This window comes from Paenarthrobacter sp. PPS72, from assembly GCF_048537125.1.
GTDB classification, from domain to species: Bacteria; Actinomycetota; Actinomycetes; order Actinomycetales; family Micrococcaceae; genus Arthrobacter; species Arthrobacter nitroguajacolicus_E.
In genome coordinates this window covers 20,823-42,962 of the sequence record NZ_JBLYIE010000068.1, presented here as the reverse complement: position 1 = coordinate 42,962, position 22,140 = coordinate 20,823, and the positions used below count along the sequence as shown (strand labels likewise).

General features: G+C 62.1%; 26 protein-coding genes. 12 read left to right on the top strand and 14 right to left on the bottom strand.

All coding sequences use genetic code 11. The features are described from left to right. Positions 1-71: 71 nt before the first annotated feature. The 5 genes from ACLRGI_RS22285 to ACLRGI_RS22265 all read right to left on the bottom strand — a co-directional run bounded on the left by ACLRGI_RS22285 (position 72) and on the right by ACLRGI_RS22265 (position 4,699). Positions 72-2,426, bottom strand: coding sequence for a glycoside hydrolase family 65 protein (locus ACLRGI_RS22285; protein WP_419203628.1), 2,355 nt, complete (start codon positions 2,424-2,426; stop codon positions 72-74). Positions 2,427-2,457: 31 nt separating this feature from the next. Next, positions 2,458-3,189 carry an HAD family hydrolase gene (locus ACLRGI_RS22280; RefSeq protein WP_419203627.1) on the bottom strand — a complete coding sequence of 244 codons (732 nt, stop codon included), beginning with the start codon at positions 3,187-3,189 and terminating at the stop codon, positions 2,458-2,460. 8 nt (positions 3,190-3,197) lie between these two features. Next, the gene (locus ACLRGI_RS22275; protein ID WP_419203630.1) at positions 3,198-3,761 is read right to left on the bottom strand and encodes a LacI family DNA-binding transcriptional regulator; all 564 of its coding nucleotides are present in this window, start codon (positions 3,759-3,761) and stop codon (positions 3,198-3,200) included. Further along, positions 3,724-3,882, bottom strand: coding sequence for a LacI family DNA-binding transcriptional regulator (locus ACLRGI_RS22270; RefSeq protein WP_419203626.1), 159 nt, complete (start codon positions 3,880-3,882; stop codon positions 3,724-3,726). Before ACLRGI_RS22270 ends, ACLRGI_RS22275 begins: the two co-directional genes overlap by 38 nt. A 199-nt stretch (positions 3,883-4,081) precedes the next feature. Further along, entirely contained in the window at positions 4,082-4,699 is a 618-nt protein-coding gene (locus ACLRGI_RS22265) for an alpha/beta hydrolase (RefSeq protein WP_419203625.1), read from the bottom strand. A gap of 45 nt (positions 4,700-4,744) precedes the next feature. Here ACLRGI_RS22265 and ACLRGI_RS22260 point away from each other — a divergent pair, with 45 nt between their 5' ends. Both ACLRGI_RS22260 and ACLRGI_RS22255 read left to right on the top strand, forming a co-directional pair. Next, positions 4,745-5,185, top strand: a complete 441-nt coding sequence (locus ACLRGI_RS22260) for a helix-turn-helix transcriptional regulator (protein WP_419203624.1) — start codon at positions 4,745-4,747, stop codon at positions 5,183-5,185. Between the two features lie 19 nt (positions 5,186-5,204). Continuing rightward, positions 5,205-5,606, top strand: a complete 402-nt coding sequence (locus ACLRGI_RS22255; protein ID WP_419203623.1) for a VOC family protein — start codon at positions 5,205-5,207, stop codon at positions 5,604-5,606. 58 nt (positions 5,607-5,664) lie between these two features. Here the strand turns inward: ACLRGI_RS22255 and ACLRGI_RS22250 are convergent, their stop codons facing one another. The 3 genes from ACLRGI_RS22250 to ACLRGI_RS22240 all read right to left on the bottom strand — a co-directional run bounded on the left by ACLRGI_RS22250 (position 5,665) and on the right by ACLRGI_RS22240 (position 8,292). Beyond that, the gene (locus ACLRGI_RS22250; RefSeq protein ID WP_419203622.1) at positions 5,665-6,801 is read right to left on the bottom strand and encodes a glutamate--cysteine ligase 2; all 1,137 of its coding nucleotides are present in this window, start codon (positions 6,799-6,801) and stop codon (positions 5,665-5,667) included. Positions 6,802-6,840: 39 nt separating this feature from the next. After that, positions 6,841-7,299, bottom strand: coding sequence for a hypothetical protein (locus ACLRGI_RS22245; protein WP_419203621.1), 459 nt, complete (start codon positions 7,297-7,299; stop codon positions 6,841-6,843). 219 nt (positions 7,300-7,518) lie between these two features. Next, positions 7,519-8,292, bottom strand: coding sequence for a GAF and ANTAR domain-containing protein (locus ACLRGI_RS22240; RefSeq protein WP_419203620.1), 774 nt, complete (start codon positions 8,290-8,292; stop codon positions 7,519-7,521). A gap of 277 nt (positions 8,293-8,569) precedes the next feature. On the opposite strand from ACLRGI_RS22240, the gene ACLRGI_RS22235 reads away from it, so the two are divergent. The 5 genes from ACLRGI_RS22235 (at position 8,570) to ACLRGI_RS22215 (ending at position 13,773) form a co-directional block, all read left to right on the top strand. Continuing rightward, positions 8,570-8,902 (top strand): hypothetical protein, encoded by a 333-nt coding sequence (locus ACLRGI_RS22235; protein WP_419203619.1) that lies wholly within the window; start codon positions 8,570-8,572, stop codon positions 8,900-8,902. 741 nt (positions 8,903-9,643) lie between these two features. Beyond that, entirely contained in the window at positions 9,644-10,435 is a 792-nt protein-coding gene (locus ACLRGI_RS22230) for a DeoR/GlpR family DNA-binding transcription regulator (RefSeq protein WP_419203618.1), read from the top strand. After that, complete coding sequence (locus ACLRGI_RS22225; RefSeq protein WP_419203617.1) at positions 10,432-11,424, top strand: 1-phosphofructokinase family hexose kinase; 993 nt, start codon at positions 10,432-10,434, stop codon at positions 11,422-11,424. The genes ACLRGI_RS22230 and ACLRGI_RS22225 overlap by 4 nt, the downstream gene beginning before the upstream one ends. After that, a complete protein-coding gene (locus ACLRGI_RS22220) occupies positions 11,421-13,427 on the top strand; it encodes a PTS fructose transporter subunit IIABC (RefSeq protein ID WP_419203616.1) in 2,007 nt (668 codons plus the stop codon). The genes ACLRGI_RS22225 and ACLRGI_RS22220 overlap by 4 nt, the downstream gene beginning before the upstream one ends. A 70-nt stretch (positions 13,428-13,497) precedes the next feature. Beyond that, the gene (locus ACLRGI_RS22215) at positions 13,498-13,773 is read left to right on the top strand and encodes an HPr family phosphocarrier protein (protein WP_419203615.1); all 276 of its coding nucleotides are present in this window, start codon (positions 13,498-13,500) and stop codon (positions 13,771-13,773) included. A gap of 97 nt (positions 13,774-13,870) precedes the next feature. Here ACLRGI_RS22215 and ACLRGI_RS22210 read toward each other — a convergent pair whose 3' ends face one another. After that, a complete protein-coding gene (locus tag ACLRGI_RS22210; RefSeq protein WP_419203614.1) occupies positions 13,871-14,827 on the bottom strand; it encodes a DNA topoisomerase IB in 957 nt (318 codons plus the stop codon). A gap of 42 nt (positions 14,828-14,869) precedes the next feature. Beyond that, complete coding sequence (locus ACLRGI_RS22205; protein WP_141283449.1) at positions 14,870-15,349, bottom strand: Dps family protein; 480 nt, start codon at positions 15,347-15,349, stop codon at positions 14,870-14,872. 308 nt (positions 15,350-15,657) lie between these two features. Between ACLRGI_RS22205 and ACLRGI_RS22200 the strand changes: the two genes are divergently transcribed. Next, on the top strand, positions 15,658-15,828 hold the full coding sequence (locus ACLRGI_RS22200; RefSeq protein ID WP_017197102.1) for a hypothetical protein: 171 nt from the start codon (positions 15,658-15,660) through the stop codon (positions 15,826-15,828). An 82-nt stretch (positions 15,829-15,910) separates the two neighbouring features. Here the strand turns inward: ACLRGI_RS22200 and ACLRGI_RS22195 are convergent, their stop codons facing one another. After that, complete coding sequence (locus tag ACLRGI_RS22195) at positions 15,911-16,129, bottom strand: hypothetical protein (protein ID WP_419203613.1); 219 nt, start codon at positions 16,127-16,129, stop codon at positions 15,911-15,913. 118 nt (positions 16,130-16,247) lie between these two features. Here ACLRGI_RS22195 and ACLRGI_RS22190 point away from each other — a divergent pair, with 118 nt between their 5' ends. The 3 genes from ACLRGI_RS22190 to ACLRGI_RS22180 are packed head-to-tail and all read left to right on the top strand — an operon-like array spanning position 16,248 to position 17,800. After that, entirely contained in the window at positions 16,248-16,790 is a 543-nt protein-coding gene (locus ACLRGI_RS22190) for a DUF6328 family protein (protein ID WP_419203612.1), read from the top strand. A 5-nt stretch (positions 16,791-16,795) separates the two neighbouring features. Further along, positions 16,796-17,509 carry a DUF6766 family protein gene (locus ACLRGI_RS22185; protein WP_419203611.1) on the top strand — a complete coding sequence of 238 codons (714 nt, stop codon included), beginning with the start codon at positions 16,796-16,798 and terminating at the stop codon, positions 17,507-17,509. Between the two features lie 24 nt (positions 17,510-17,533). Continuing rightward, positions 17,534-17,800: a DUF7218 family protein gene (locus tag ACLRGI_RS22180; protein WP_026541766.1), complete on the top strand. Its 267-nt coding sequence runs from the start codon at positions 17,534-17,536 to the stop codon at positions 17,798-17,800. Positions 17,801-17,876: 76 nt separating this feature from the next. Here ACLRGI_RS22180 and ku read toward each other — a convergent pair whose 3' ends face one another. Continuing rightward, complete coding sequence (ku, locus tag ACLRGI_RS22175; RefSeq protein ID WP_419203610.1) at positions 17,877-18,743, bottom strand: non-homologous end joining protein Ku; 867 nt, start codon at positions 18,741-18,743, stop codon at positions 17,877-17,879. Positions 18,744-18,781: 38 nt separating this feature from the next. On the opposite strand from ku, the gene ACLRGI_RS22170 reads away from it, so the two are divergent. Beyond that, positions 18,782-21,328 (top strand): ATP-dependent DNA ligase, encoded by a 2,547-nt coding sequence (locus ACLRGI_RS22170; RefSeq protein WP_419203609.1) that lies wholly within the window; start codon positions 18,782-18,784, stop codon positions 21,326-21,328. 103 nt (positions 21,329-21,431) lie between these two features. Here the strand turns inward: ACLRGI_RS22170 and ACLRGI_RS22165 are convergent, their stop codons facing one another. Then, entirely contained in the window at positions 21,432-21,692 is a 261-nt protein-coding gene (locus ACLRGI_RS22165) for a hypothetical protein (RefSeq protein WP_419203608.1), read from the bottom strand. A gap of 68 nt (positions 21,693-21,760) precedes the next feature. Then, complete coding sequence (locus ACLRGI_RS22160; RefSeq protein ID WP_419203607.1) at positions 21,761-21,961, bottom strand: hypothetical protein; 201 nt, start codon at positions 21,959-21,961, stop codon at positions 21,761-21,763. Positions 21,962-22,140 lie beyond the last annotated feature (179 nt).

Genomic DNA, 22,140 nt, shown 5'->3' with positions numbered 1-22,140 from the left:
CCTAAGAAGCAAGAAGACCCCCCAGATCAGTATCAATGTCTCGTGGGCTCGGAGATGTGTATAAGAGACAGCTACCGGATGATCGGAAGGCCCGCCGTCGGGAAGACGCTGGGGAAGATCGACGGCGGTGGGACGGGCACGGTGTCCAGCGGCACCGTAACAGTGTCCGTTCCGACAGTGACGTCGTAGCCCCGCACATCGATCAGCAGCGGCTCGTCGCTGTAATCCTCACCTGGCACGAGGGTCAAAGCGATGGAACCCTGCGAGAGTTCCACGGCCAGCAGACGTCCCTGCACCTTGAGCCGGAAGGACAGCCCTTCCCACTCCGAGGGCAGCCGTGGATCAAAGCGCAGCACCTCGCCTTGGTCACGCATGCCTGCGAAACCGCATACCAAGGAGCTCCAGATACCACCGGTGGAGGCGATATGGACGCCGTCGATGGTGTTGCCGTGTGAGTTGTCGAGGTCGATGAAGAGCGCCTCGGTGAAGTGCTTCAGCGCGACGTCGCCGTACCCGACCTCGGCCGCCATGATGCCCTGCACGCACGCCGACAGGGTGGAGTCCCCGGTGGTGATGGGATCGTAGAAGTCGAAAGCGCGCTGCTTTTCCTCAGCTGTGAAGTCCTGCCACTGCAGGAACATCGCCAGCACGGTATCGGCCTGTTTGAGGACCTGGTGCCGGTAGATCACCAACGGGTGGAAGTTCAGCAGCAAGGGGTACTTGGACTTGGGCGTGTTCCAGTCCCACGGTTCCAGGGTCATGAAGTCGTTGTCCTGGCTGAAGACCTCCAAATGGGGATCGTACGGAAGCGACATCCGCTCGGCCGCCTGCCGCCACACCATACGCTCGGTTTCGGCAATGCCCTCATGCTCCAGCGCCGCTGCGGCCCGCAGGTTAAAGCGCGCCATGACGTTGGTGTAGAGGTTGTCATTGACCACGGCCGTGTACTCATCCGGGCCTGTGACGCCGTGGATGTGGAACATTCCGTCCTTGCCGAAGAAGCCCAGCGAGGCCCACATACGGGCTGTCTCGATCAGCAGGTCGGCACCCAGTTCGCCGCGGAAGGTGTCATCGCCGCTGGCCCACTGGTATCGGTTGGCTGCGAAGGCGATGGCAGCGGCGATGTGGAACTGGGCAGTACCGGCCGCGTAGTAGGCACTGGCTTCGAGGCCATTAATGGTCCGCCACGGGAACAGGGCCCCGTCAACGCTGAGCTCCTTGGCGCGGACGCGCGCATCCGGCAGCATCGCGTGCCGTGACTCCAGCACCTTCCTGGCACCGGAAGGGTTCGTGTAGGTCAGGTACGGAAGGAGGTAGACCTCCTGGTCCCAGAAGTAGTGGCCCTCGTAACCGGAACCGCTGACGCCCTTGGCCGGGATGCCCGCAACCCCTGCGCGGGCAGTGGCTTGCGCCAGCTGGAACAAGCCCCAACGCACAGCCTGTTGCATCTCCGGCTGACCGCCGATGGAGATGTCTGCGGTGGTCCAGTATTCGTCGTAGTGTGCTTTGCTCTGGGCGAAGATGTCGGAAACGGATACCAGGTTCGCTTCGGCTTCGGCCGCGAGGGTTTCGCCGCGATCCTCGGCGTCAGAGGAGCCGGCCACCACATAGCTGACCGACTTCTCCAAACGGAAAGTGTCGCCGTCGTGAATGGCCAAAACGTAGCGGACGGACGACTCGTCTTCCGCCACCAAAGTCTCGAACGGCTGGCCTTCGGCGGAGATCCAGTGGTCCACGGCCATGGCGACGCGCTGGCGTGACTCGGCGGTTTCCCATGCGAGACGAAGCGAACCGTCGGTACCTTGGAGGTGCAGCGGCAGCAGGACGCGGCCGGCGTGCCGGCCGGAGCGGCGCGGATCGTGGACCGAGTGGTCATCCACAGGCTGGTCCTGCCGGTTGACGACGCCGGAGGTGATGTCCGCGGATACGTCGCGGTCGGCTGTCAACGACAACTCCAGGCCAAGGCATCCGCGGGAATCGAACCCCACCGCACGGCGCTCCACCGTGGTGACGGTGGCGCCGGAACGGCAGGCCCACGTGATGCTTTCCTCGTAGACGCCTGTGGAAAAGTCCACGCTGCGGTGATAGTCCAGCACCGTGGATTCGGCCAGGCTCAGGGCCTCGCCATCAATGGAAACAGTGAAGTTATTGGCATCCGGCACATACACGATCCGCTGGCCTGTCCGGGCAAAACCGTAGGCATTTTCAGCGTGCTTGATGTCCCAAATCTCATGGAACCCGTTGACGAACGTGCCGGGAAGTTCACCGTCCCCGGCAGTCGAATGCGAGCCACGAATACCAAGGTGGCCGTTCCCAAGTGCGAACAGCGTTTCCAGCGTTCCCTCGTCACCGGGGACGTGGATATTCTCCACGAGCTTCCAGGGCTCGCAGGGGAAGCGAAGCCGATCGGAGCTGATGAGTGCCATGGGCTGTTGAAGTCCTTCGAAAAAAGTAGGGTCAGAGAAGATCGTTGAGGTCGTCGACCACCAGCGTGGCGCCGGCGTCGAGCAGGGTCTGCCGGCCTGCTCCGCGGTCCACGCCGATCACGGCGTAAAAATTGGCACCTGCACCGGCCTGAACACCGGACACTGCATCCTCAATCACGATGCATTCCTCCACAGGCACGCCCAGCAGGCTGGCCCCATAGACGTAGGTGGCCGGGTCCGGTTTACCGGGAAGTCCGACGCCGGCAGCAACCTGGCCGTCGACGACTACCTCAAAGTGGTGGTCGAGCCCGGCGGCCTTCAGTACCGCAGGCGCGTTGCGCGAGGAGGACACCACAGCCACCTTGAGACCCAGTTCCACTGCGGCGTTGATGAACTTGACCGAGCCTTCAAAAGGCTCAACGCCGCGGGAGTTCACGATCTCGTTGAAAATCGCGTTTTTGCGGTTGCCCAGGCCTTGCACGGTCTGGTTGTCCGGGTGGTCGTGGACCGGGCCTTCGGGCAGGGTGATGCCGCGGGACGTCAGGAAATCACGGACGCCGTCGAAACGGGGCTTGCCGTCGATGTGATCGAAGTAGTCGCTCTCCTGGTAGCCCTGCGGGTGGCCGGTAGTGGCCAGGTAGCCGTCGAAAAGTTCCTGCCACGCCTGCTCATGCACCACGGCAGTGGGCGTCAGCACGCCGTCGAGGTCGAACAACAGCGCCGAGGCGCCAGTCCAGGCATTACGAAGATCAGTCATGTGCATTGTTCCGTTCAGCGCTTGTGGCGCGTGGTCTTGCGTTCGATGAGCTTGGTATCGAGCAGGTGGTTGGAGGGTTGATGGGGGGATTCAGTATTCAGCAGGCGTTCACACAGCAGGTTTGCTGCGAAGGCGCCTTGGTCGGCAACGGGTTGCGCCACGGTGCTCAGGCCAAGGAACCAGCTCATGGGGTGATCGTCGATGCCGATCACGGACGCGTTCTTGGGCACGGAAAGACCATGTTCACGCAGCGCCATGAGGGCACCGAACGCGGCCTCGTCACAGTGGGCGAACACTGCAGTGGGCCTCCGGCCGCGGGCCATGAGTTCAGTCATTGCCCGCCTACCGTCGTCGATGCTTGGCCCGGCTCCCACCACAAAGTCCGGGTGGACTGTGAGGTGGTGATCATCCAGCGCACGCCTGAAGCCGCGGAACCGTGGAGTCTCAGTCACAACGGAGTGTTCATTGCTCGAGAGGACGGCCAAGTCCCAATGGCCCAGCCCCAGCAGGTGTTGGGTAGCCTGCCAGGCTGCGTGTTCGTCATCGATACCTACATTGTCCCACGGAACATTTCGCATGCCCACGCTGGGCTTTCTCAGAAACGTTGGGGAGATTCCTCAGGGCCCGCGACACCGTGCAAATGGACAACCCGGAGAGAACGGTCACGTCCTGGATTGTCACTCTGTGGGACCTAACCATGCAACACGGCCTCAACCCTTTCCATCCTCGTCCGACGCCTTGGCGTGAGTCCCGAAGCGGGACATCAGCCAAAAGTGTAAGCGCTTACAATTTTGTCATTCAATAGAGTGCGGTCGAATGCGATATTGTGACGCGAATCTCGCTGAAAGCTTGATTCCGAGGCCGTGATGCCGTCTAATCCGGTCTTCTAATCCTGGGCTTAACCCAGGACGTAGTACTTAAGGAAGGCGCTCACATCCACCAGTTCGGGCGGCTCGATCCGGTGTCCCATCCCCGGATACGTCCGCGCCGTCAAAGCGACGTTGGCGTTCAGCCACTCCTCGGTGTGGGCTATGGCGTCCTCGTTGATCACTGGATCGGCCTTGTCCCGGCCCCAAAAGAAGGGTGGCGGAGCGTCAAAGGATTCACTCAAGGCCAGGAGATCGTTGTCCAGGACGAATCCGGACAGACCCACCGTAGCTTTGAACGCATTCGGCCGCAGACGGAGGAGCGTGCTGGCCATGGCCATGCCCTGCGAATAGCCCAGCAGGCTGACGCTGCTGTGGTTGTCTTTGACGGAGTTTATCCAGTTGAACACGGAGTTGGTGGAAGCAATGACGTCCGCGAAGTCGTTGGTCAGGAAATAGTCCAGCAGGAACCAGCCGTAGTGGTCGCCGATGATCTTGGGGCCGCGGAGCGCCGCGCAGGTGAACTCGCCCGGAAGGTGCGGGAAGAGGTCAACCATGCGCTGCTCGCTGGTGCCATACCCGTGCATCATCACCAGCAACGGTGTGCCCTTGCGCTGGTTTTCGGGCTTCGACCACACCACTGATTCCATGGGCACGAGCCTAGTAGACCGTGACCCACCTAGTAGACTGTGCCCATGACTCCGCAGGAACTGGCCAACCTGGCCCTTCTGCGGCGCGCCCGCGACTTCATAGACCGCGAATATGCGCGTCCTTTGGACGTGCCCACCATGGCAGCCGGCGCTTTGATGTCCCCCGCGCATTTCTCCCGCCAGTTCAAGGCTGCGTACGGCGAATCACCGTACAACTACCTCATGACCAGGCGCATCGAGCGGGCCATGGCCCTGCTCCGCGCGGGCACCAGCGTGACCGATGCCTGCATGGAAGTCGGATGTACTTCGCTGGGATCTTTCAGCAGCCGCTTCACGGAGATCGTGGGCATCAACCCCAGCGAATACCGCGCCAGGGAGCACCATGCTGTGAAGGCCATGCCAAATTGCATCGCAAAACAGCACACGCGCCCTGACAGAACCGGCAATAAGAATCTGAGCACGATCGAAGAAGCGCCCGCGCCATAGCTGCAATAGCGTGTGATTCATGAACATTTCATTGAAGTACGCACATGTCACTGTCAACGATGTCGATGAGTCGCTCGCCTTTTATCGCGACGCCCTGGGTTTTGACGTCCGGAACGACGTCGGCTCCGACGGCCAGCGCTGGGTCACCATCGGCAGCGATGCCCAGCCCAATCTTGAGTTGGTCCTTTCTCCCCCGCACGCAGGCCGCTCGCAGGCCGATGGCGACGCCATCCAGGAACTCCTCACCAAGGGCGTCATGCCCATGCTCGTGTTCACCACGGATGATCTCGACGCCACGTTCGAAAAGCTCCGCGCCGCCGGCGCCGAGGTACTCCAGGAACCGATCGACCAACCGTGGGGCCCCCGCGACTGCGCCTTCCGCGACCCCTCGGGCAACATGATCCGCATCAACCAGGGCTAAGGTGAACGCCGCCGTCGTCGTACTGCTGTAACCGGGCGGTTTTTGCCGGGCGCTGGCCTCAGCGGCTAATGAGGTCGGCGTCCGACCGCTCGCCGTGGTTGTGGGTGGACGCGATGGCGGCTGTCACCACATCCGACAACTGCAGCCTCTTGCTGAAGGCCTGCCGCTGCAGCCGCTCGCCGGTTCCGCGCCGGAGGATGTTGGCCACCCCTGTCCGCGCCAGCGCGAGGTCCCCTGATTCCGTCAGTACCCGGTGGACGTGGCGGAGCAAGGCACCCGCCACGTCAGCGGCAGCATAAGGCGCCTGCTCCAGCGGATGCAGCAGTTGGTTGTTGACTCCGAAACGACTGGCCTTCCAGTTGGCCATGCGGATCACCGGGGTCGAGGTGCTCGACGGCGGTTCCCCCTTGCGCCATTGACGCGCCGACGTTTCCACAAGGGCGCGTGCGAGGACTGCAATGGTGAGTGCGTCTTCGGCATAGAGGCAGACGTCGGAAATCCGGAGTTCCACGGTTGGATGCCCCCTGGACAGCCGGGCGTCGAAGTAGATCATGCCCTCGTCCAGTGGAACTCCGGTGCCCAGAAGCTCCGCCAACACTGCCCGGTAGCCATCAGCCGAGCCGAAAACATCCATGGGACCCGCCGTGGGCCACCTGTTCCAAATCTGGGTCCGATAACTGGCGAACCCCGTGTCGGCGCCCATCCAGAACGGCGAGTTGGCGCTCAAGGCCAAGAGGACCGGCAGCCAGTGACGCATTCGGTCCAGTACAGCTACGCCTTCCTCCGGCGACTCGATGGACACATGAACGTGGAAGCCGCAGGTGAGTTGCTCGCGTGAAATCAGGCCAAATTCCGTGCCCATGGCGGCGTAGCGCTGGTTGCCCCTGGTGGGCGTGGCATGGAAAACCGGCGGGGTGGCCAAGGCGGCCACCCGGGCACCCACAGCCCGGGCGGCAGAGTCGGCCAGTGCCCGTCCGGCGCGGATCTCGGCCCTCAGTTCCTTGGCGGTCCGGCAGGGCAGCGAATTGACCTCAATCTGCTCCTGCTTGAACTCCGATTTCAGAGATGGTCCGTTCGCGTTGGAGTCCTCGCCTTTGGGGGAAGCCACGTCCAGAACCCCGGCGGCCAAGGCCAGGGGGATGCCGTCCACTGGATCGGCAATAAGCAGTTCCTCCTCGACACCAAACGTACGCATAGCCACCCCTCCCCACCATGAGTTATCTAGAGACGGCGATTATCCAATGTGGCGAGGAACCTCCATTTGGAAACCGCAGCGGCAATGGAGTACCTGCGTTTGCAGGTACACCTCAAGGAGGCTGGGACTGTCCGGATCGTCGGTGGTCCGGGGCGCCTCGATGACGCGTTCCGTGGGGCGTCCCAAGGTCATGGGATCTCCGCAGTGGGTGCAGCTGAACCAGAGTCCGGCGGCAGAAGTGGAAAGAAATTCTCTTTGGATCTCCGGAACCAGCGCATCCAGGCGGACGGCGTGGGCATAGAACGTATCGCACTCGCTGCAGGTGTAGCTGACCTCGACTATTTCGGACCTGTGTGGTTCTGCTTCTACTACCGTCTCCACAAAAATGTAGGAATCCGTCTCGCACAGCGTGCACCAGGGGCGTACTTCACCAGCGGTTGTTGCAGGTGCCGCCCCGCGTGCAGGTTTCGGGGCGGGAAGTGGGGATCCAAGCGTCATTGCCATTCTCCTTTTGCTACTACAAGGAGCCTGCATGGACGCACGCAGCGAGCCGGCCGATAGAGGCCACAGCTAAAAGGTGCAGTTCTTGGACCATCCCTGATGGTTCCACGTCATGAGGCTCCAAGGGCTATCTGCTTAACCCAAGTATGAATGTAGTTCACCAGTGGCGGCCGTCACAAGTGATGAAGCTGCTGCCTAGCCCTTGTGCGCGCGTTTCTAGGCTTCGAAATGGGCCACGGGAGCTTCCTTGGCCACACTCTTGACGAGGGTCTCCGCGACATCCCTCAGCTTTTGATTTCTGGTGCTCGACGCCTTCTTGAGGATCTGGAACGCCTGTTCCTGGGTACAGCGGTTTTGGCCCATGATGATTCCGCTGGCCAGGTCGATCACCGTCCGGGTCTGCATGGCGTCCTGGAGGTCGTCAGCGTGCTGTTGCTTCACGCCAATCCGTACGGCCAGCCGCAATGACCGCTCGGCCTGGCTTGCGTAGAGTTCGCAATTGCGGATGGTGGCATCGTCGTAAGCGTTGGCTTGGGGGGCAAAGAAGTTGAGGGCTGCCGTGGCTCCCTCATCCAATTCCAGCGGCACGCAGAGCGCCGAAAGATGTCCCCGCTCGGCGATGACCGTGCAGTACTCGGACCATCTGTCCTCAGTCGATGTGTCCGGAACATGCTGGGTGGCGTGGCTGCGCATGGCCTCCAGGCACGGGCCATCCCCGTACGCCTGCTGAACCTCATCGATCAGCCTGGCTTCATGGGTGCTTCCGGCTACCGTGGCGGTGCGTCGGCGCCTGCTAAGAGTGATGCCGCAGAGCACATCCATGCCAACGGCCTGCGACACGGCCGAAGCCGAAAAGACCGCGAGCTCATGGAGAAATCCGCCCACATCTTCGCTGTCTATCACCAGGTCCTGCAGCTGCTCAGGCACCGAAACATCGTCGGGCGCAGAGACAGCATCAGGCGCCGCAAAATCAACGTTCATTTCGTCCATGCCTCATTTTACGGTCGCCCGACGCTAACTCGTCACCCGATCAGCGGTGGAATCGAAATCCTTGCATCTGAAGTGCACCTATGTGCACAATCGACCTATAGTCCACATCACAGGACCCAGGCTTTCAGCTCATGCAGACGGGCATCCCGCATTTTTTCTGATGCAGAGGTACAGACCCATGCCGGCTCAGCCAGCGTCCAGAGTCCCGGACGAAGCACATCAACCACCCGATGAACCGCTTTGGTGCTCGCGCTGCAATACAGACCAGCACCTCCTGGTGAACTCCATTCAGTCGCACTATCCGCCCGCGCCAAACATGGTGGAGGTGGCGTACGAGTGCCATGTTTGCAGGTACTCCTACGAACATGTCGCCTCCGTGCGGCGCGTGGCCGCAGTCCTGAACCGCCCCGGCGTCCCCCAAGGCGTGCTGCAGTTCGGCGGCCAGTACCTGCACTGCGGTGAACCGATGAAGACCAAAAGCTGCGAGCTTCGCAGGGTGCAGGCTCCCTTGGTACTGACGCCGGGCGCCCAGCTGCGGATGTACGAGGTACTCATCAATACACGCATCCTCGGGTGTCATTGTGGCTTCCACATGGAAATCCCGGATTGAGATTGGGAAGCCATGAAGATCGACGACACGAGGAGCCACACCAACAGTTCCGGGATTACTGGAAGGGATAGCATGCACACCGAACCGCAACGAAAAGAACCTTCGGCCACAGGTGGAAAGCCGGGGCAAGCCAGCAAGCGCAGCCTTCCGGATCCGCCGGACCCGGACAACCTGCCCATCGACTATCCCGGCGCGGGGTGGGACTCCGGCAGGTATCCGTCCACTGTTCCCGGAAGCCTACGGCCGCAACACTCCTCCCATCGACGGAGCGCCTGATCATGAGTGAATTCCCGCCGGACCCCTCGCATCCTGACCCCACCCGCGAACCAGGCCCCACGCCTGAGCCCGTTCCGTTGCCGGAACCAGGACCGCCACCGGTGCCGGAGCCCACACCCGGACCTACAGTGCCCTCCCCGCCAACGCCGGGGCCACCGACGCCGGGAGAACCACCCGGGCTTCTGACATAGGGAAATAGTAGGCCCACTCCATGGACCGGATCCCAGATATCCCCCAGTTGGGATCCGAACGAGGGCATGTCGCGCTACAGGGAGCGCGGCATGCCCTTTTCGTGTGCTTGGGTCCTCCTCCGAGCTCCCACCCTGCCCAGTCCACATCTTTGTTTATGTTGCTTTCTATTGACTTACCAACATAAACAAAGATAGAGTCAAGCAATTCCACATCGTTGTGACAGCAGTCACTGATGTGGCTGCACTGAGAAGCAGCTTGACCAATGGAGGGTAAGTGTTCGCCGAAGAACGCCAGCAACTGATCTCCGCACTCGTCGCAGAGCGCGGACGGGTGAGCGTCACTGACCTCGCCGACCGTTTCAGCATCACCACTGAGACGGTCCGCCGCGACCTCGCGGCTCTTGAGGTCTCCGGAAACCTGAGGCGTGTTCATGGCGGTGCCGTCCCCTCGGACCGCCTGAGCACCCGCGAAGAGAGCATCCTTGAGCGGGCCGTCCAGCGTCAGGTGGAAAAACTTCGCATCGCCAACGCAGCACTTGCCCTCATCCCCCAACTCACCACGGGCAGCGTCCTGCTGGACGCGGGTTCCACCACGGAAACGCTCGCCGATCTGCTGGCCCAGCGGACGCCATCGGCCAACGGCAATGATGAGCTCGTGGTTATCACCCACGCCATCCCCATCGCCGGCAAGCTCTCCTCCACGCAGGGAATAGCTCTCCAGATCCTGGGCGGCCGTGTCCGCGGACTGACGCAGGCCGCCGTCGGACAGTCCACGGTGGAAGCGGCCTACAGGCTTCGCCCTGACATCGCCTTCGTTGGCGCCAACGGCGTCCACGCAACCTTCGGGCTCAGCACCCCGGATCCCGAAGAAGCCGCAGTCAAGGCCGCCTTCGTCACGTCAGCCCGCCGCGTTGTGGCATTGGCCGACTCTTCCAAGCTGGACGCCGAGACACTGGTCCAGTTCGCCACCCTGAAGGATGTTGACACTTTGATCACAGACAGCGAACCGTCCGCGGAACTCGCAGCAGCCTTGGCCGATGCCGGCGTCGACGTGGTGATCGCATGATTGTCACCTTGACCGCCAATCCCAGCCTGGACCGCACTGTCGAGCTTCCTGGCGCCTTGGCCCGCGGCGAAGTTCAGCGTGCAGTGGCCGTCCACCAGGAATCCGGCGGAAAGGGCGTCAACGTTTCACGGGCGCTGGTGGCCTCCGGCCTGGACACGCTTGCAGTCCTTCCGGGCGCCGATTCGGATCCTGTACTTTCAGGGCTGCACGACGGCGGTGTACCGTTCGCTGCGCTGCCCATCGGTCAAGCGTTGCGCAGCAATGTCACGCTCACCGAACCGGACGGCGTCACCACCAAGATCAACGAACCCGGCCCGGAGCTGAGCGGTGAACAGCAGGAAGCCCTGATCGGGCTGCTGCTGGACCGCTCCCGTGGGGCCAGCTGGGTGGTTCTCGCAGGATCACTCCCACCAGGAGTGCCCTCGGATTTCTACGCCACCATCGCTCGTCGACTCCGGTCGAACGCGGACGGAACGGCCGCCCCAAGCATCGCCATTGACTCCTCCGGGGCGCCCCTCGCGGCCGCCTTGGTGGGTGATGCCGCAGGAAAGCCGGACCTCCTCAAGCCGAACGCGGAAGAGCTCGCAGAGCTCGCCGCCGCCGCCGGTTTCACCAACGTCTCCACTGCTGACGAACTGGAAGCGGACCCGGCCAAAGCCGCTGAAGCCGCTGCCGCCGTCGTCGCCAGCGGTGTAGGTGCCGTTCTCGCAACACTCGGGTCCAAAGGAGCAGTCCTGGTGACGGCGGACGGAGCATGGTTCGCCACGCATCCGCCCATTAAAGCCGTCAGCACGGTGGGCGCCGGGGACTCTTCATTGGCCGGCTACTTGCTGGCTGCAACCCAAGGTGGCTCTACGCAGGACTGCCTTCGTCAAGCCGTGGCACATGGTGCCGCTGCTGCTTCGCTGCCGGGCTCCACTGTCCCGGCAGTCCACCAGACAACCCCCAATGCCGTAACCATCACGGCCCTCCAGAAGGACTCACAGTGACCCAGCTGATCACACCCCAATTGGTCACCCTCGACCAAAACCTGGGCGACTCCCCTGCCGACGTCATCCGCGTCCTGGCCGGCAAAGTTGCCGCCTCCGGCCGTGCTTCCGAGGTTGAAGGCCTCTTCGCCGACGCCTTCGCCCGCGAGCAGAAAACCGCCACCGGCGTCCCCGGCGGAATCGCAATTCCGCACTGCCGCTCGGCCGCGGTCCAGGAGCCTGCCCTGGCCATGGCACGGCTGTCACACAAGGTGGACTTTGGCGCCAAGGACGGCCCCGCTGACCTCATCTTCTTCATCGCAGCCCCGGATGGCGCGGACCAGGAGCACCTGAAGTTGCTCTCCAAGCTGGCCCGTTCACTGATCAAGAAGGACTTCACGGCAGCGCTGCGTGCGGCTGCCACCGAACAGGACATCGTGGATCTGGTGGACGGCGCACTGGCCGACAAGCCTGCAGCTGCCACTGCTGCTGAACCCGCCGCCCCAAGCACGACGGCGACTGCCGCACCCAAGCGCATTGTGGCCGTGACCGCTTGCCCCACCGGTATTGCGCACACGTACATGGCCGCCGACTCGCTGGTAGCCGCCGCCAAGGAGATGGGCGTGGACCTCAAGGTCGAGACCCAGGGTTCCTCCGGCGCCAAACCCCTTGACCCCGCAGTGATCGCAGCAGCTGACGCAGTGATCTTCGCCGTGGATGTGGACGTTCGCGGTAAGGAGCGCTTCGCCGGTAAGCCGGTCATCAACGCTCCGGTCAAGCGTGGCATCGATGAGCCGGACAAGATGGTGCGGGAAGCCCTTGCGGCTGCCGACGACCCCCGGGCTCGCCGCGTACCCCATGCCGGTGCTGAAGAGCAGGCCGAGCGCGATGAGGAGGAGAAGGGCGAGCACATCGGCCAGAAGCTGAAGCGAGCACTCCTCACTGGCGTGAGTTACATGATCCCGTTCGTGGCCGGTGGCGGGCTGCTGATTGCCCTTGGCTTCCTGTTGGGCGGTTATGACATCACTGAGGTGGCGGACAAGGTGGTGCTGGAGAATAACTTCGGCAACCTGCCCGAAGGTGGCCTTGCCACCTACCTGGGTGCAGTGGCGTTCAAGATCGGAGCCCTGTCCATGGGCTTCCTCGTCCCGGCACTGGCCGGTTACATCGCCTACGCAATCGCCGACCGGCCAGGTATTGCGCCCGGCTTCGTGGCGGGCGCCGTAGCCAGCTTCATGGACGCAGGATTCCTGGGCGGCATCATCGGCGGTCTGCTGGCAGGTTACATCGCTTACCTGATCGGCACGTGGCAGGTACCGCGCTGGCTCCGTGGCTTGATGCCCGTTGTCATCATCCCGCTGCTTGCCTCAATTGTTGCTTCAGGTGCAATGTTCCTTGTTCTCGGTGGCCCCATTGCCGGCCTTACCGCAGCTTTGAACGGCTGGCTCACAGGCATGAGTGGCGCGTCCGCCGTGGTTCTCGGCATCATCCTTGGCCTCATGATGTGCTTTGACCTTGGTGGTCCCGTCAACAAGGTTGCCTATGCCTTCGCGGTGGCCGGTTTGAGTGCGGGCAGCGCTGACAACCAGGCTCCTTGGCTGATCATGGGCACCGTAATGGCCGCGGGCATGGTTCCGCCGCTGGCCATGGCCCTCGCCACAGCCCTGAACAAGAAGCTCTTCACACTCAACGAACGCGAGAACGGCAAGGCAGCCTGGCTGCTCGGCGCATCCTTCATCTCTGAAGGTGCCATCCCCTTCGCCGCAGCAGACCCCCTGCGCGTCATCCCGGCCAGCATGCTGGGCGGGGCCCTGACAGGCGCGCTCTGCATGGCTACAGGGGTCACCTCCCAGGCTCCCCACGGAGGGCTCTTCGTCTTCTTTGCCATTGGCAACCTGCCAATGTTCATCATCGCCATCGTGGCCGGAATGGTAGTCAGCGCGCTGGCGGTCATCGCCCTCAAGCGCTTTGCGGTCAAGAAGCCGGTAGAAGCGGAAGCCGCTCCGGCAACCGTAAGCGTCTAGGCACCCCCCGGTCTAGACTTCCCACAAAGCCACCACACACCACAGCCACCCTTCACAAAGAGGAGCACCAATGCCAGAACGTACAGCCACCATCGCGAGCCGCGTCGGCCTCCACGCCCGCCCGGCAGCCATTTTCGCCGAAGCAGCCGGCGACCTGGACATCGATGTGACCATTGCACGTCAAGGAGAGCCCGCAGACGACGCCTTGGACGCCGCCAGCATCCTGTCCCTCATGAGCCTGGGCGCTTCCCATGGGGACGTTGTAGTGCTGCGGGCCGAAGGGGACGGCGCGGATGCCGCGCTGGACAGCCTGGTGAAGATCCTCGAAACGGACCACGACGCCTAAAGCAGGGATAACCCCTCGGCCCCACGGATAGAGCCTGCCAACGCCCGGATAAGGGAGTCGGCAGGCTCTCTCCGTGTCTGCGGGCGTCCTTCAGCGGCTAGGTGTTCCCGCCATTCAAGAAGGCCGCAACCGACGCCTCCGTGGGTTTCACTTCCTTGAGTTTGCCCGAGAGGTAGGCCTCGATGATCCTCGGATCGACGTAGGAAGAGCGCGCCACGGAAGGGGTGTTGCCCAGCAACTCCGAGGCTTCTTTGATGGCCCGCACTATCGCCTGGCGCGGTGTGCCCTTGTGGCCTGACTTGATCAGGCATAGCGCCGCAGCCGCAGTGCCCTTCCACGTCCGGAAATCCTTGGACATGTAAGCCTCGCCGGCGATGCCGCGCAAATATTCATTGATCATGGACCCATCCACCGAAACCCAGGAACCGTTCGCTTGGTAGGCCAACAGCCGCTCTTTGCCGGGTCGCTGAGCGAGGGGATCCAGGAAGGCTGCCAGGCCGGGGTCGTGAATGGAGGTGTCCCATAGCTGCCCACTCTTACCGGGGAACTTCAGGAAGACACCCTGCCCTTCCACCCGTGCATGCCGGCAGCGGAGCGTGGTGAGTCCGTAGGAGCCGTTCTGCTTCATGTAAATTTCGGACCCAACGCGAAGCGCACCAAGATCCATCAGCCGTACTGCAGCGGCAAGAGTCTGCTGCTTGGGGTCATCGGTGTTCTGCAAGTGGACGGTGACGTTGCGTCGAATTGCCGGCAGAACCAAGCCCAGTTTTGCGGCCCGAAGGAACTTCTCAGTGTCCTTTCGTTCCCGCCATCGGGGATGGTAGACGTACTGGCTGCGTCCTGCACCGTCCACTCCCGTGGCGAGGATGTGGCCATGCTCATAGGGGCTGATCCACACATCGGTCCACGCAGGCGGGATCGCCAGCGCATTGATGCGCTGGCGATCTTCCTTGCTGACCAGGGTTCCGTCAGGATGCCGGTAGCTGAACCCTTTTCCTACCTTGCGGCGGACGATGCCGGGCTTGGACAGGTCACTGCGCTTAAGCCTGGGCATGGTTCTTACGCCCTACTCATGATCCAGCCGGTCCGGTGAAGTCTAGGCCTCGTCCGGATCCGTGACGGCAGCACCGGCATTCATGATTTCGGCATTGATCATCCACACCAGCTGCTCAAGGCGGGAGATAAACGCGTGGAGCAGGTCCGCCGTCGTGGGGTCTTCCTCGTCAACCTCGTCGTGGACATCGCGCATGGTCTGGACCGCACGCTCCACACGGTCGGTGACCAGCTTGACGGCGTTCTTGGTGTTGACCAGGCCAGCCGGGAACTCCTCCAGGCGGGTGCCCTTTGCGATGGTGGCGCTGCGACCGTCGGGCAGGGCGTGGAGCGCACGCATACGCTCGGCTGTGTCGTCAGCGAACTGCCGCGTGGCGAGGACCAGCTCGTCCAGCTGGAGATGGAGGTCCCGGAAGTTCGGACCCACAATGTTCCAGTGCGCCTGCTTCCCCTGGAGCTGCAGCTCGATGAGGTCGGTCAGGACGATTTGAAGGTTGTCTGCAAGCTGCTGTGACGCTTTCATTGTGTTCCTCTCATGGACGTTCATGTGAGCCAAAAACGTGCCGCAAATATCTGCGGCAACTGCCCAATCATCGGATGACGACTGCAATAAGCCTTTCATAAGGTTGCTTAGTAGTACAATGAGGAGTGTTACTGTTCACAGCTGGCGAACTCGCCTCACCACGACGGCCGGCATGTGACGCATGAAAAGGCACTTTGAGGCCGTGGAACGCCTCCAAGTACCGGCATAACTCAATCGAAGTAAATCGGAATGCATAGTTGGGGATCGGCGATTCATCAAAGATTCCCCCAGAAAGGAAGGTGCTGACCATGAATACGCTTCTGATCATTGCTGGTGTAGTAGCAATTGTTCTTCTGTTGGTGGGCGGCTTCACCGAAGCCCTGAGCTGGTTGCTGTGGGTAGGCGTTATCCTCCTCGTCATTGCTGCGATCGGCTGGTTGCTGAGCTTCATGTCGGGTCGCAGGGGCCACACGGTATAAGCGGGGGCTTACGCTCCGGACGACACGAGGGCTGTCCCCCCGCCGCAGCTCGGCTGCAAACCGGGGACGGCCCTCAGCCCTTTCAGGCCCCTTCGGTACCGTTACCGGTTGAAGGTGGCGGAGCCGCATCAGGGTCCTGAGGTGTGGGGAACTCGTCGCCCGGGACGTCGGGTACTCCCTGGGCCGGCCGTTCCGGCGTCTCGCGTTCATCACCCTGACCAGGCATTTCCTGTTCGGGGGTGGGTGTGCCGTAGCCGCCGGGCTCACTCTCCGGGTCCACGCGGTGTTCGTCCTGGCTCATTGCTTCCTCCTTGGAAATTGCGATGAGGCCCCGATAGAAAAGATCGAGGAAAGCTGACAGTTCGACCGTAGTCCCGTGTATGGTCGTCGTCCACCAAAACCACCATGGAGGTGCAGAGATGGTAGAGCCGGAGCAGGCTCCCAGAATTGGTCGCAATGAATCCCTCGAGGAGCGCATGGACCGCAACTGGATGGAACTGATCCAGGAATTGCGGGTGCTCCAGACCGGAGTCCAAATTCTGGGCGGCTTCCTGCTGACGCTGCCCTTCCAGGAACGTTTTGAAGAGCTGGATGATTGGCAACGCAGCCTCTACCTCTTCAACGTGATGGTGGCAGCGTTGACCACCGTCCTCATTGTCCTTCCCGTCAGCGTTCATCGTCGCTTGTTCCGCAGGGGGCTCAAAGCCACGCTGGTATCGAGCGCCGACATCGTCACCAAGTGGGCGTTGGGCGGGGTAGCGCTCCTGATCGTTGGCTCTGCCACTTTGGTATTCGACTTCACCGCCGGACGGACCGCAGGAATTGTGGCGGGTGGTTTTATCATCCTGGTCCTCCTGTTGCTCGTAGTAGGTGCTCCGCTGTGGTTGCATCGCCGTGCCGTCCGGAACGGCAATGGAAACGGCAATGGCAACGGCAACGGCGGAGATGCAAGAGAGGTGTGAACAAGATGCTGCGACCTGCTCAACACCACCAGACACCCGGCAAGGACAAAAAGCCGGCCCGCCAGTGGGTCAAGGACCATGGCTTGCTGCTGGTCAATGCTGGCCTGTTCGTCCTGTTTCTCGGCGGCATGATCATGTCAGGCGCCGCCAGTTACAGCGAAGAACAGCAGGCGCACGGGCAGCCGGCAACGGGCCTTTCTGATTTCCTGACCTCGGGCAACTTCTGGGAAGCTGTGTTCGAGAACTGGGAGTCGGAATTCCTCCAGATGGCCATGTACGTGGTCCTGACGGTCTTCCTGTTCCAGAGGGGATCCTCGGAGTCAAAGCCCGTGGACAAGGACGCTCCCCAGGACGAGGATCCGCGCGATGCCAAGATGACAGCCAAGACCCCTTGGCCGGTCCGGCGAGGTGGCTGGGTCCTGAAGGTCTATGAACACTCACTTTCCGGCCTCCTTGGCCTGCTCTTCCTGCTCTCGTTCACCTTGCACGCATTCGGCGGTACAGCCGCTTACAACGACCAACAGCGCAGCCACGGCCTCCCGGAGGTCTCCACGTGGGAGTACATCGGTTCCAGCCAGTTCTGGTTCGAGTCCTTCCAGAACTGGCAAAGCGAGTTCCTGGCCGTAGCCGTCCTGGTAGGGGCATCCGTGTACCTCCGCGAGCGTGGTTCGCCCGAGTCCAAACCCGTGGCTGAACCCCACTACGAAACAGGCGCTTAGCCAAGCCAGAGAAAGGAACGCATCATGCCCGGAAAGAAGAACTCCAGCTTGAAGGACCCCGAACTTTATGAAGAACTTCGTGAAGATGGTGCGTCCAAGGAGAAAGCTGCCCGCGTTTCCAACGCTGCCGCAGCCAAGGGCCGGAAAGAAGTGGGCAGTAAGGGCGGAAAGTCCGGTGATTACGATGACTGGACCGTGGACAAATTGAAGTCCCGCGCCAAAGAACTCGGCCTGAAAGGATATTCGGATAAGAAAAAATCCGAGCTCATCTCCATGCTGAGAAATCATTAATAACGAGTGAAAGCAGCGGCCGCTCGGGCGGCGGCCGCTGCTTTCTTGGAATTGGCAGGTAAATTACGACGCCGGTTCAGGCCTTTTTCTTGGCCCGCGCCTTCGGTTTGCCGGCAGTTTTGCTGGCGGCAGCAGCGTCGTCGTCCGCTTTTTCCTTGCCGCGTTTCTTGTCCAAGCTGCGTTTGAGCGCTTCCATGAGGTCGATGACATCGCCGCCCTCGCCTTCGCCTTCCGTCGCGCCGAAGGTGGCCTCGGTATCCAGGGCCTCGCCCTTTTCCAGTTTCGCCTCAATCAGCGTTCGGAGCTGCGCTTGATAGTCATCGGTGTATTCATCGGGGTCAAAGTCGTGCGCCATGGACTCCACCAGGGCCGAGGACATTTCCAATTCCTTATCGGAGATCCTGATGTCGGTCTCCAGGGACGGGAACTTGGCCTCCCGGACCTCGTCGCCCCACAGCAGTGCTTGGAGCAACAGCACATCCCCACGCACCCGCAGCGCACCCAAACGGGTCTTCTGCCGCAGCGCGTACTGGACAATGGCGATCCTGTCCGTGTCCTCGAGCGTCTGGCGGAGCAACATGTACGCCTTGGGCGATTTGGAGTCGGGCTCCAGGAAATAGCTGCGCTCGTACATGATCGGATCCAACTGCTCGGCGGGGATGAACTCCACCACCTCAATTTCGCGGCTGTTCTCTTCCGGCAACGATTTCAATTCGGCCGACGTCAGGACCACCGTGCGGCCCTCTTCTTCGTAGGCTTTATCAATATCCTCGTACGCCACAACTTCGCCGCAAATTTCACATTTCCGCTGGTACCGAATACGCCCGCCGTCCTTATTGTGGACTTGATGCAGGCCGATATCGTGATCCTCCGTGGCACTGTAGAGCTTCACTGGTACGTTGACCAGACCGAACGCGATAGATCCCTTCCATATGGCCCTCATGCACCCAGTCAACAGCACAACACAGCAGAGGAGAAGAGGTGGCAGGCAAGCAGCAGGAGCGCGTGAACGTGGAAGGCCACGAACTCACCCTCACCAACCTGGGCAAAATCATCTACCCCGAAACCGGAACCACCAAGGCGGAAGTGTTGGAGTATTACGCCGCCGTGGCGCCTTTCCTGATCCCCGCCGCAGCCAATCGGCCGGTCACGCGTAAGCGCTGGGTCAACGGGGTGGGCACTGCCGAAAACCCCGGGCAAGTGTTCTTCCAAAAGAACCTTGAGGACTCGGCGCCCAGGTGGATTCCCCGTGCCGCCATCCAGCATTCGGACCACACCAACGTTTATCCCATGGTGAACAACCTGGCGACGCTCACGTGGATGGCCCAAATCGCGTCGCTCGAGATCCACGTTCCGCAGTGGCAAGTGGACCCCTCGGGGAAGCCGCTCCGCCCCGACCGCTTCGTCCTGGACCTTGACCCGGGGTCCGGCGCCGGACTTCCCGAGTGCGTTGAAGTGGCCAAGCTGGCCCGTTCCATCCTGCAGGACATGGGCATGGAGCCCGTGCCTGTCACCAGCGGCAGCAAAGGGATCCACCTCTATACCGGCCTGGACGGGACCCTGAAGTCCGAGCAAGTGTCCGCGTTCGCCAAAGAACTCGCCCGCGCCTTGGAATCGGACCACCCCGAGCTGGTGGTCAGCGACATGAAGAAGTCGCTCCGCCACGGCAAAGTGTTGGTGGACTGGAGCCAGAACAGCGGGAACAAGACCACCATCGTCCCCTATTCGCTGCGTGGAAAGGCCCACCCCACAGTCGCCGCGCCCCGCACGTGGCGCGAGCTCGCCTCCCCTTCGCTGGACCACCTCGACTACTTGGCCGTCATGAAGCGCGTTGCTACCGGTAAAGACCACTTCGCGCCGATTTCCGAGCGGCACCTTCCGCCTCACGGCGAGGATGAGAATGACGACGACGGCGCTGCTGCTTCGGGTGCTTCTGCCTCCCGCGAGCGGGTGGTGACGGTGGAGAACCGTCTCGCCAAATATGTCGGGATGCGCGATCCGCAGAAGACCCCGGAGCCGTTTCCGTCGTCGTCGGCTGCTGCTTCCGCGGCGACCGGTGACTCTTCCTCGGAGCAACCGAAGCCCGGCGATCCTCCGCCGCCGGGCGGCATCTTCGTCATCCAGGAGCACCACGCCCGCCGTTACCACCTGGACCTGCGCCTGGAGCACCACGGCGTCCTGGCGTCGTGGGCGCTGCCGCGTGGCATCCCGGAAACCCCCGACCGCAACAACCTCGCCGTCCATACCGAAGACCACCCCATGGAATACGCGAACTTCGCAGGAATCATTCCCAAAGGTGAGTACGGGGCAGGGACCATGACCATTTGGGATCGCGGCGAGTACACCTGCGAGAAATGGCGCGACGGCAAGGAAGTGATCGCGACCCTGACGGGCGAGCCCGGCGGCGGCCTTGGTGGCACCAAACGGTTTGCGCTCATCAACACCGGCCAGAACTGGCTTATCCACCTCATGAAAGAGCAGCCCGGGGGCCGGAGGGTTTCGTCGGGCAGTTCGCCGAAGTCCACCTCGCGACCGCCTGTAAGCGCGCCCACTGCTCCCCAACCAATGCCGAATTACACCCCCATGCTCGCCACCTCCGGAACCACTGCCGATCTCCGCGGCGACGATTGGCTGTATGAACTGAAGTGGGACGGAATCCGGGCGATCATCACGGGAACCGAAGGAAAGATCCGGCTCATGAGCCGCAACGGGAACGATCTAACCGCCGCCTATCCTGAGCTGACGGACCGCGCGTGCTGGCCCGACGGCGACTTCGTGGCTGATGGCGAAATTGTGGCGCTCGGCAAGGGCTCCCGGCCCGATTTCGGGCGGCTGCAGCTCCGAATGAACCTGGTCAAAGCAGCGGACATTGAACGTGCCCGTACTACGGTTCCGGTGCAACTGATGCTGTTCGATCTTCTTTACGACGACGGCACGGACCTGAGCGGGCTACCGTTCCGCGAGCGCCGGGAGAAGCTTTCCGGGTTTGCGGAGCGCGTGCGCAAAGGCTGTCCGCTGCATCTTTCAGCAGTGTTGGACCACGATGTTGAGGACCTCATGACCAGCGCCGCCGAGCTGGGTTTGGAAGGTGTCATGGCCAAGAAGGCCGACAGCCGTTACGTGATGGGCCGCCGCAGCAGGTCCTGGATCAAGCTCAAGCTGGAGCAAAGCCAGGAAGTCGTGGTGGGAGGTTGGCGTCCGGGCGCCGGTGCCAGGAGCGGGACGTTCGGCGCGCTGCTGCTGGGCATCCCCGACGGCAACAAGCTGCACTACGTGGGGAGGGTAGGCACCGGCTTCAAGGACTGGCAACTCCGCGAAGTCATGGAGCAATTGGAGCCACGGTTGGTGAGTGAATCCCCTTTCGCGGACATTCCCAGGGAGGACGCAGCGGGTGCCACGTGGGTGCGCCCTGAGTTGGTGGCCGAGGTGACTTTCGTTGAATGGACGGGCCCTGGCCGGCTGCGCCATCCGGTGTGGCGTGGGTGGCGTCCAGACAAGTCCCCTGACGACGTAAGCCAGCCCAACTGAGTCGCATTTGAAGCCGTTCTGAGTGCTGAGAACGGCCTGATCTGCGACCCAGTTGGGCTGGCTACGCGGGTGGTTCGGGTGGGTTCGGGTAGTTACGGTGTTGCTAGGAGGAGTGCGGCATCTGCGGGCGGCTGGTCCTGTGGATCGCCGTCACAGCTGCTCCCTGGCCCATCCGGCCGTGGGCTTGGTCACGTTCCTTCGGGTGGCGGCGTTTGCCGTTGCCGTCCGGCCATTGCTTGCTCTGGTCAGCGCCCAGTGCGACGGCGATGGTTGTGGGCTCGGGCATCGGGGCCATGCCCATGGACTCCACCAAGTGGCTTGCAACCTCAGGATTGATGCGCTCAGACTCGTGATTCGCAGTCATGGTTCTTCCTTTCCAGTGTGCCTGTATTTCCAATGTGCCTGTATTTCCAACGTGCCTGGCTGCAGGTTTTACCAGCGGACCTTCTTCTCGGCCTTGGCCTGCTTGCCGCTGGCGGAAGTGGGCTTGTGCCCCTTGCCGGTGCTCTGCCAGCCAGCTGGCGCGCCGCCGCCGGATTTGCTGGCCAGCATGGCTTTCTGGGCCTCGGTCAGTTTGGACTTGATACCGCCGGAAGCCGGGGTCTTTTTGTTTTCGGAAGGGTTGGCAGTCATGTGTGGACTCCTAAAAGTGTGAGTCCTGAAGAGACACGTATCCCTGTCGTCGCGGTTCGGGAAAAGGCATCGAGAACGGGAACGGCATGGAGGCAGGGCCTCAACAGGCGTGGATTTTTGTCAGGTGAAACTCGGCTGTGCCGCTCAGGCAGAGACCGGTCTACTCAAAAATCAGTGTT

What these genes read in the sequence shown, in the direction of transcription:
- ACLRGI_RS22240 (WP_419203620.1), bottom strand. Translation starts at nt 8,292, where the DNA reads ATGGACGAAATGAACGTTGATTTTGCGGCGCCTGATGCTGTCTCTGCG.
- ACLRGI_RS22190 (WP_419203612.1), top strand. Translation starts at nt 16,248, where the DNA reads ATGGTAGAGCCGGAGCAGGCTCCCAGAATTGGTCGCAATGAATCCCTC.
- ACLRGI_RS22185 (WP_419203611.1), top strand. Translation starts at nt 16,796, where the DNA reads ATGCTGCGACCTGCTCAACACCACCAGACACCCGGCAAGGACAAAAAG.
- ACLRGI_RS22210 (WP_419203614.1), bottom strand. Translation starts at nt 14,827, where the DNA reads ATGCCCAGGCTTAAGCGCAGTGACCTGTCCAAGCCCGGCATCGTCCGC.
- ACLRGI_RS22280 (WP_419203627.1), bottom strand. Translation starts at nt 3,189, where the DNA reads ATGCACATGACTGATCTTCGTAATGCCTGGACTGGCGCCTCGGCGCTG.
- ACLRGI_RS22215 (WP_419203615.1), top strand. Translation starts at nt 13,498, where the DNA reads ATGCCAGAACGTACAGCCACCATCGCGAGCCGCGTCGGCCTCCACGCC.
- ACLRGI_RS22165 (WP_419203608.1), bottom strand. Translation starts at nt 21,692, where the DNA reads ATGACTGCGAATCACGAGTCTGAGCGCATCAATCCTGAGGTTGCAAGC.
- ACLRGI_RS22275 (WP_419203630.1), bottom strand. Translation starts at nt 3,761, where the DNA reads ATGCGAAATGTTCCGTGGGACAATGTAGGTATCGATGACGAACACGCA.
- ACLRGI_RS22285 (WP_419203628.1), bottom strand. Translation starts at nt 2,426, where the DNA reads ATGGCACTCATCAGCTCCGATCGGCTTCGCTTCCCCTGCGAGCCCTGG.
- ACLRGI_RS22200 (WP_017197102.1), top strand. Translation starts at nt 15,658, where the DNA reads ATGAATACGCTTCTGATCATTGCTGGTGTAGTAGCAATTGTTCTTCTG.
- ku (WP_419203610.1), bottom strand. Translation starts at nt 18,743, where the DNA reads ATGAGGGCCATATGGAAGGGATCTATCGCGTTCGGTCTGGTCAACGTA.
- ACLRGI_RS22160 (WP_419203607.1), bottom strand. Translation starts at nt 21,961, where the DNA reads ATGACTGCCAACCCTTCCGAAAACAAAAAGACCCCGGCTTCCGGCGGT.
- ACLRGI_RS22195 (WP_419203613.1), bottom strand. Translation starts at nt 16,129, where the DNA reads ATGAGCCAGGACGAACACCGCGTGGACCCGGAGAGTGAGCCCGGCGGC.
- ACLRGI_RS22270 (WP_419203626.1), bottom strand. Translation starts at nt 3,882, where the DNA reads ATGGTTAGGTCCCACAGAGTGACAATCCAGGACGTGACCGTTCTCTCC.
- ACLRGI_RS22205 (WP_141283449.1), bottom strand. Translation starts at nt 15,349, where the DNA reads ATGAAAGCGTCACAGCAGCTTGCAGACAACCTTCAAATCGTCCTGACC.
- ACLRGI_RS22225 (WP_419203617.1), top strand. Translation starts at nt 10,432, where the DNA reads ATGATTGTCACCTTGACCGCCAATCCCAGCCTGGACCGCACTGTCGAG.
- ACLRGI_RS22260 (WP_419203624.1), top strand. Translation starts at nt 4,745, where the DNA reads ATGACTCCGCAGGAACTGGCCAACCTGGCCCTTCTGCGGCGCGCCCGC.
- ACLRGI_RS22180 (WP_026541766.1), top strand. Translation starts at nt 17,534, where the DNA reads ATGCCCGGAAAGAAGAACTCCAGCTTGAAGGACCCCGAACTTTATGAA.
- ACLRGI_RS22265 (WP_419203625.1), bottom strand. Translation starts at nt 4,699, where the DNA reads ATGGAATCAGTGGTGTGGTCGAAGCCCGAAAACCAGCGCAAGGGCACA.
- ACLRGI_RS22250 (WP_419203622.1), bottom strand. Translation starts at nt 6,801, where the DNA reads ATGCGTACGTTTGGTGTCGAGGAGGAACTGCTTATTGCCGATCCAGTG.
- ACLRGI_RS22245 (WP_419203621.1), bottom strand. Translation starts at nt 7,299, where the DNA reads ATGACGCTTGGATCCCCACTTCCCGCCCCGAAACCTGCACGCGGGGCG.
- ACLRGI_RS22255 (WP_419203623.1), top strand. Translation starts at nt 5,205, where the DNA reads ATGAACATTTCATTGAAGTACGCACATGTCACTGTCAACGATGTCGAT.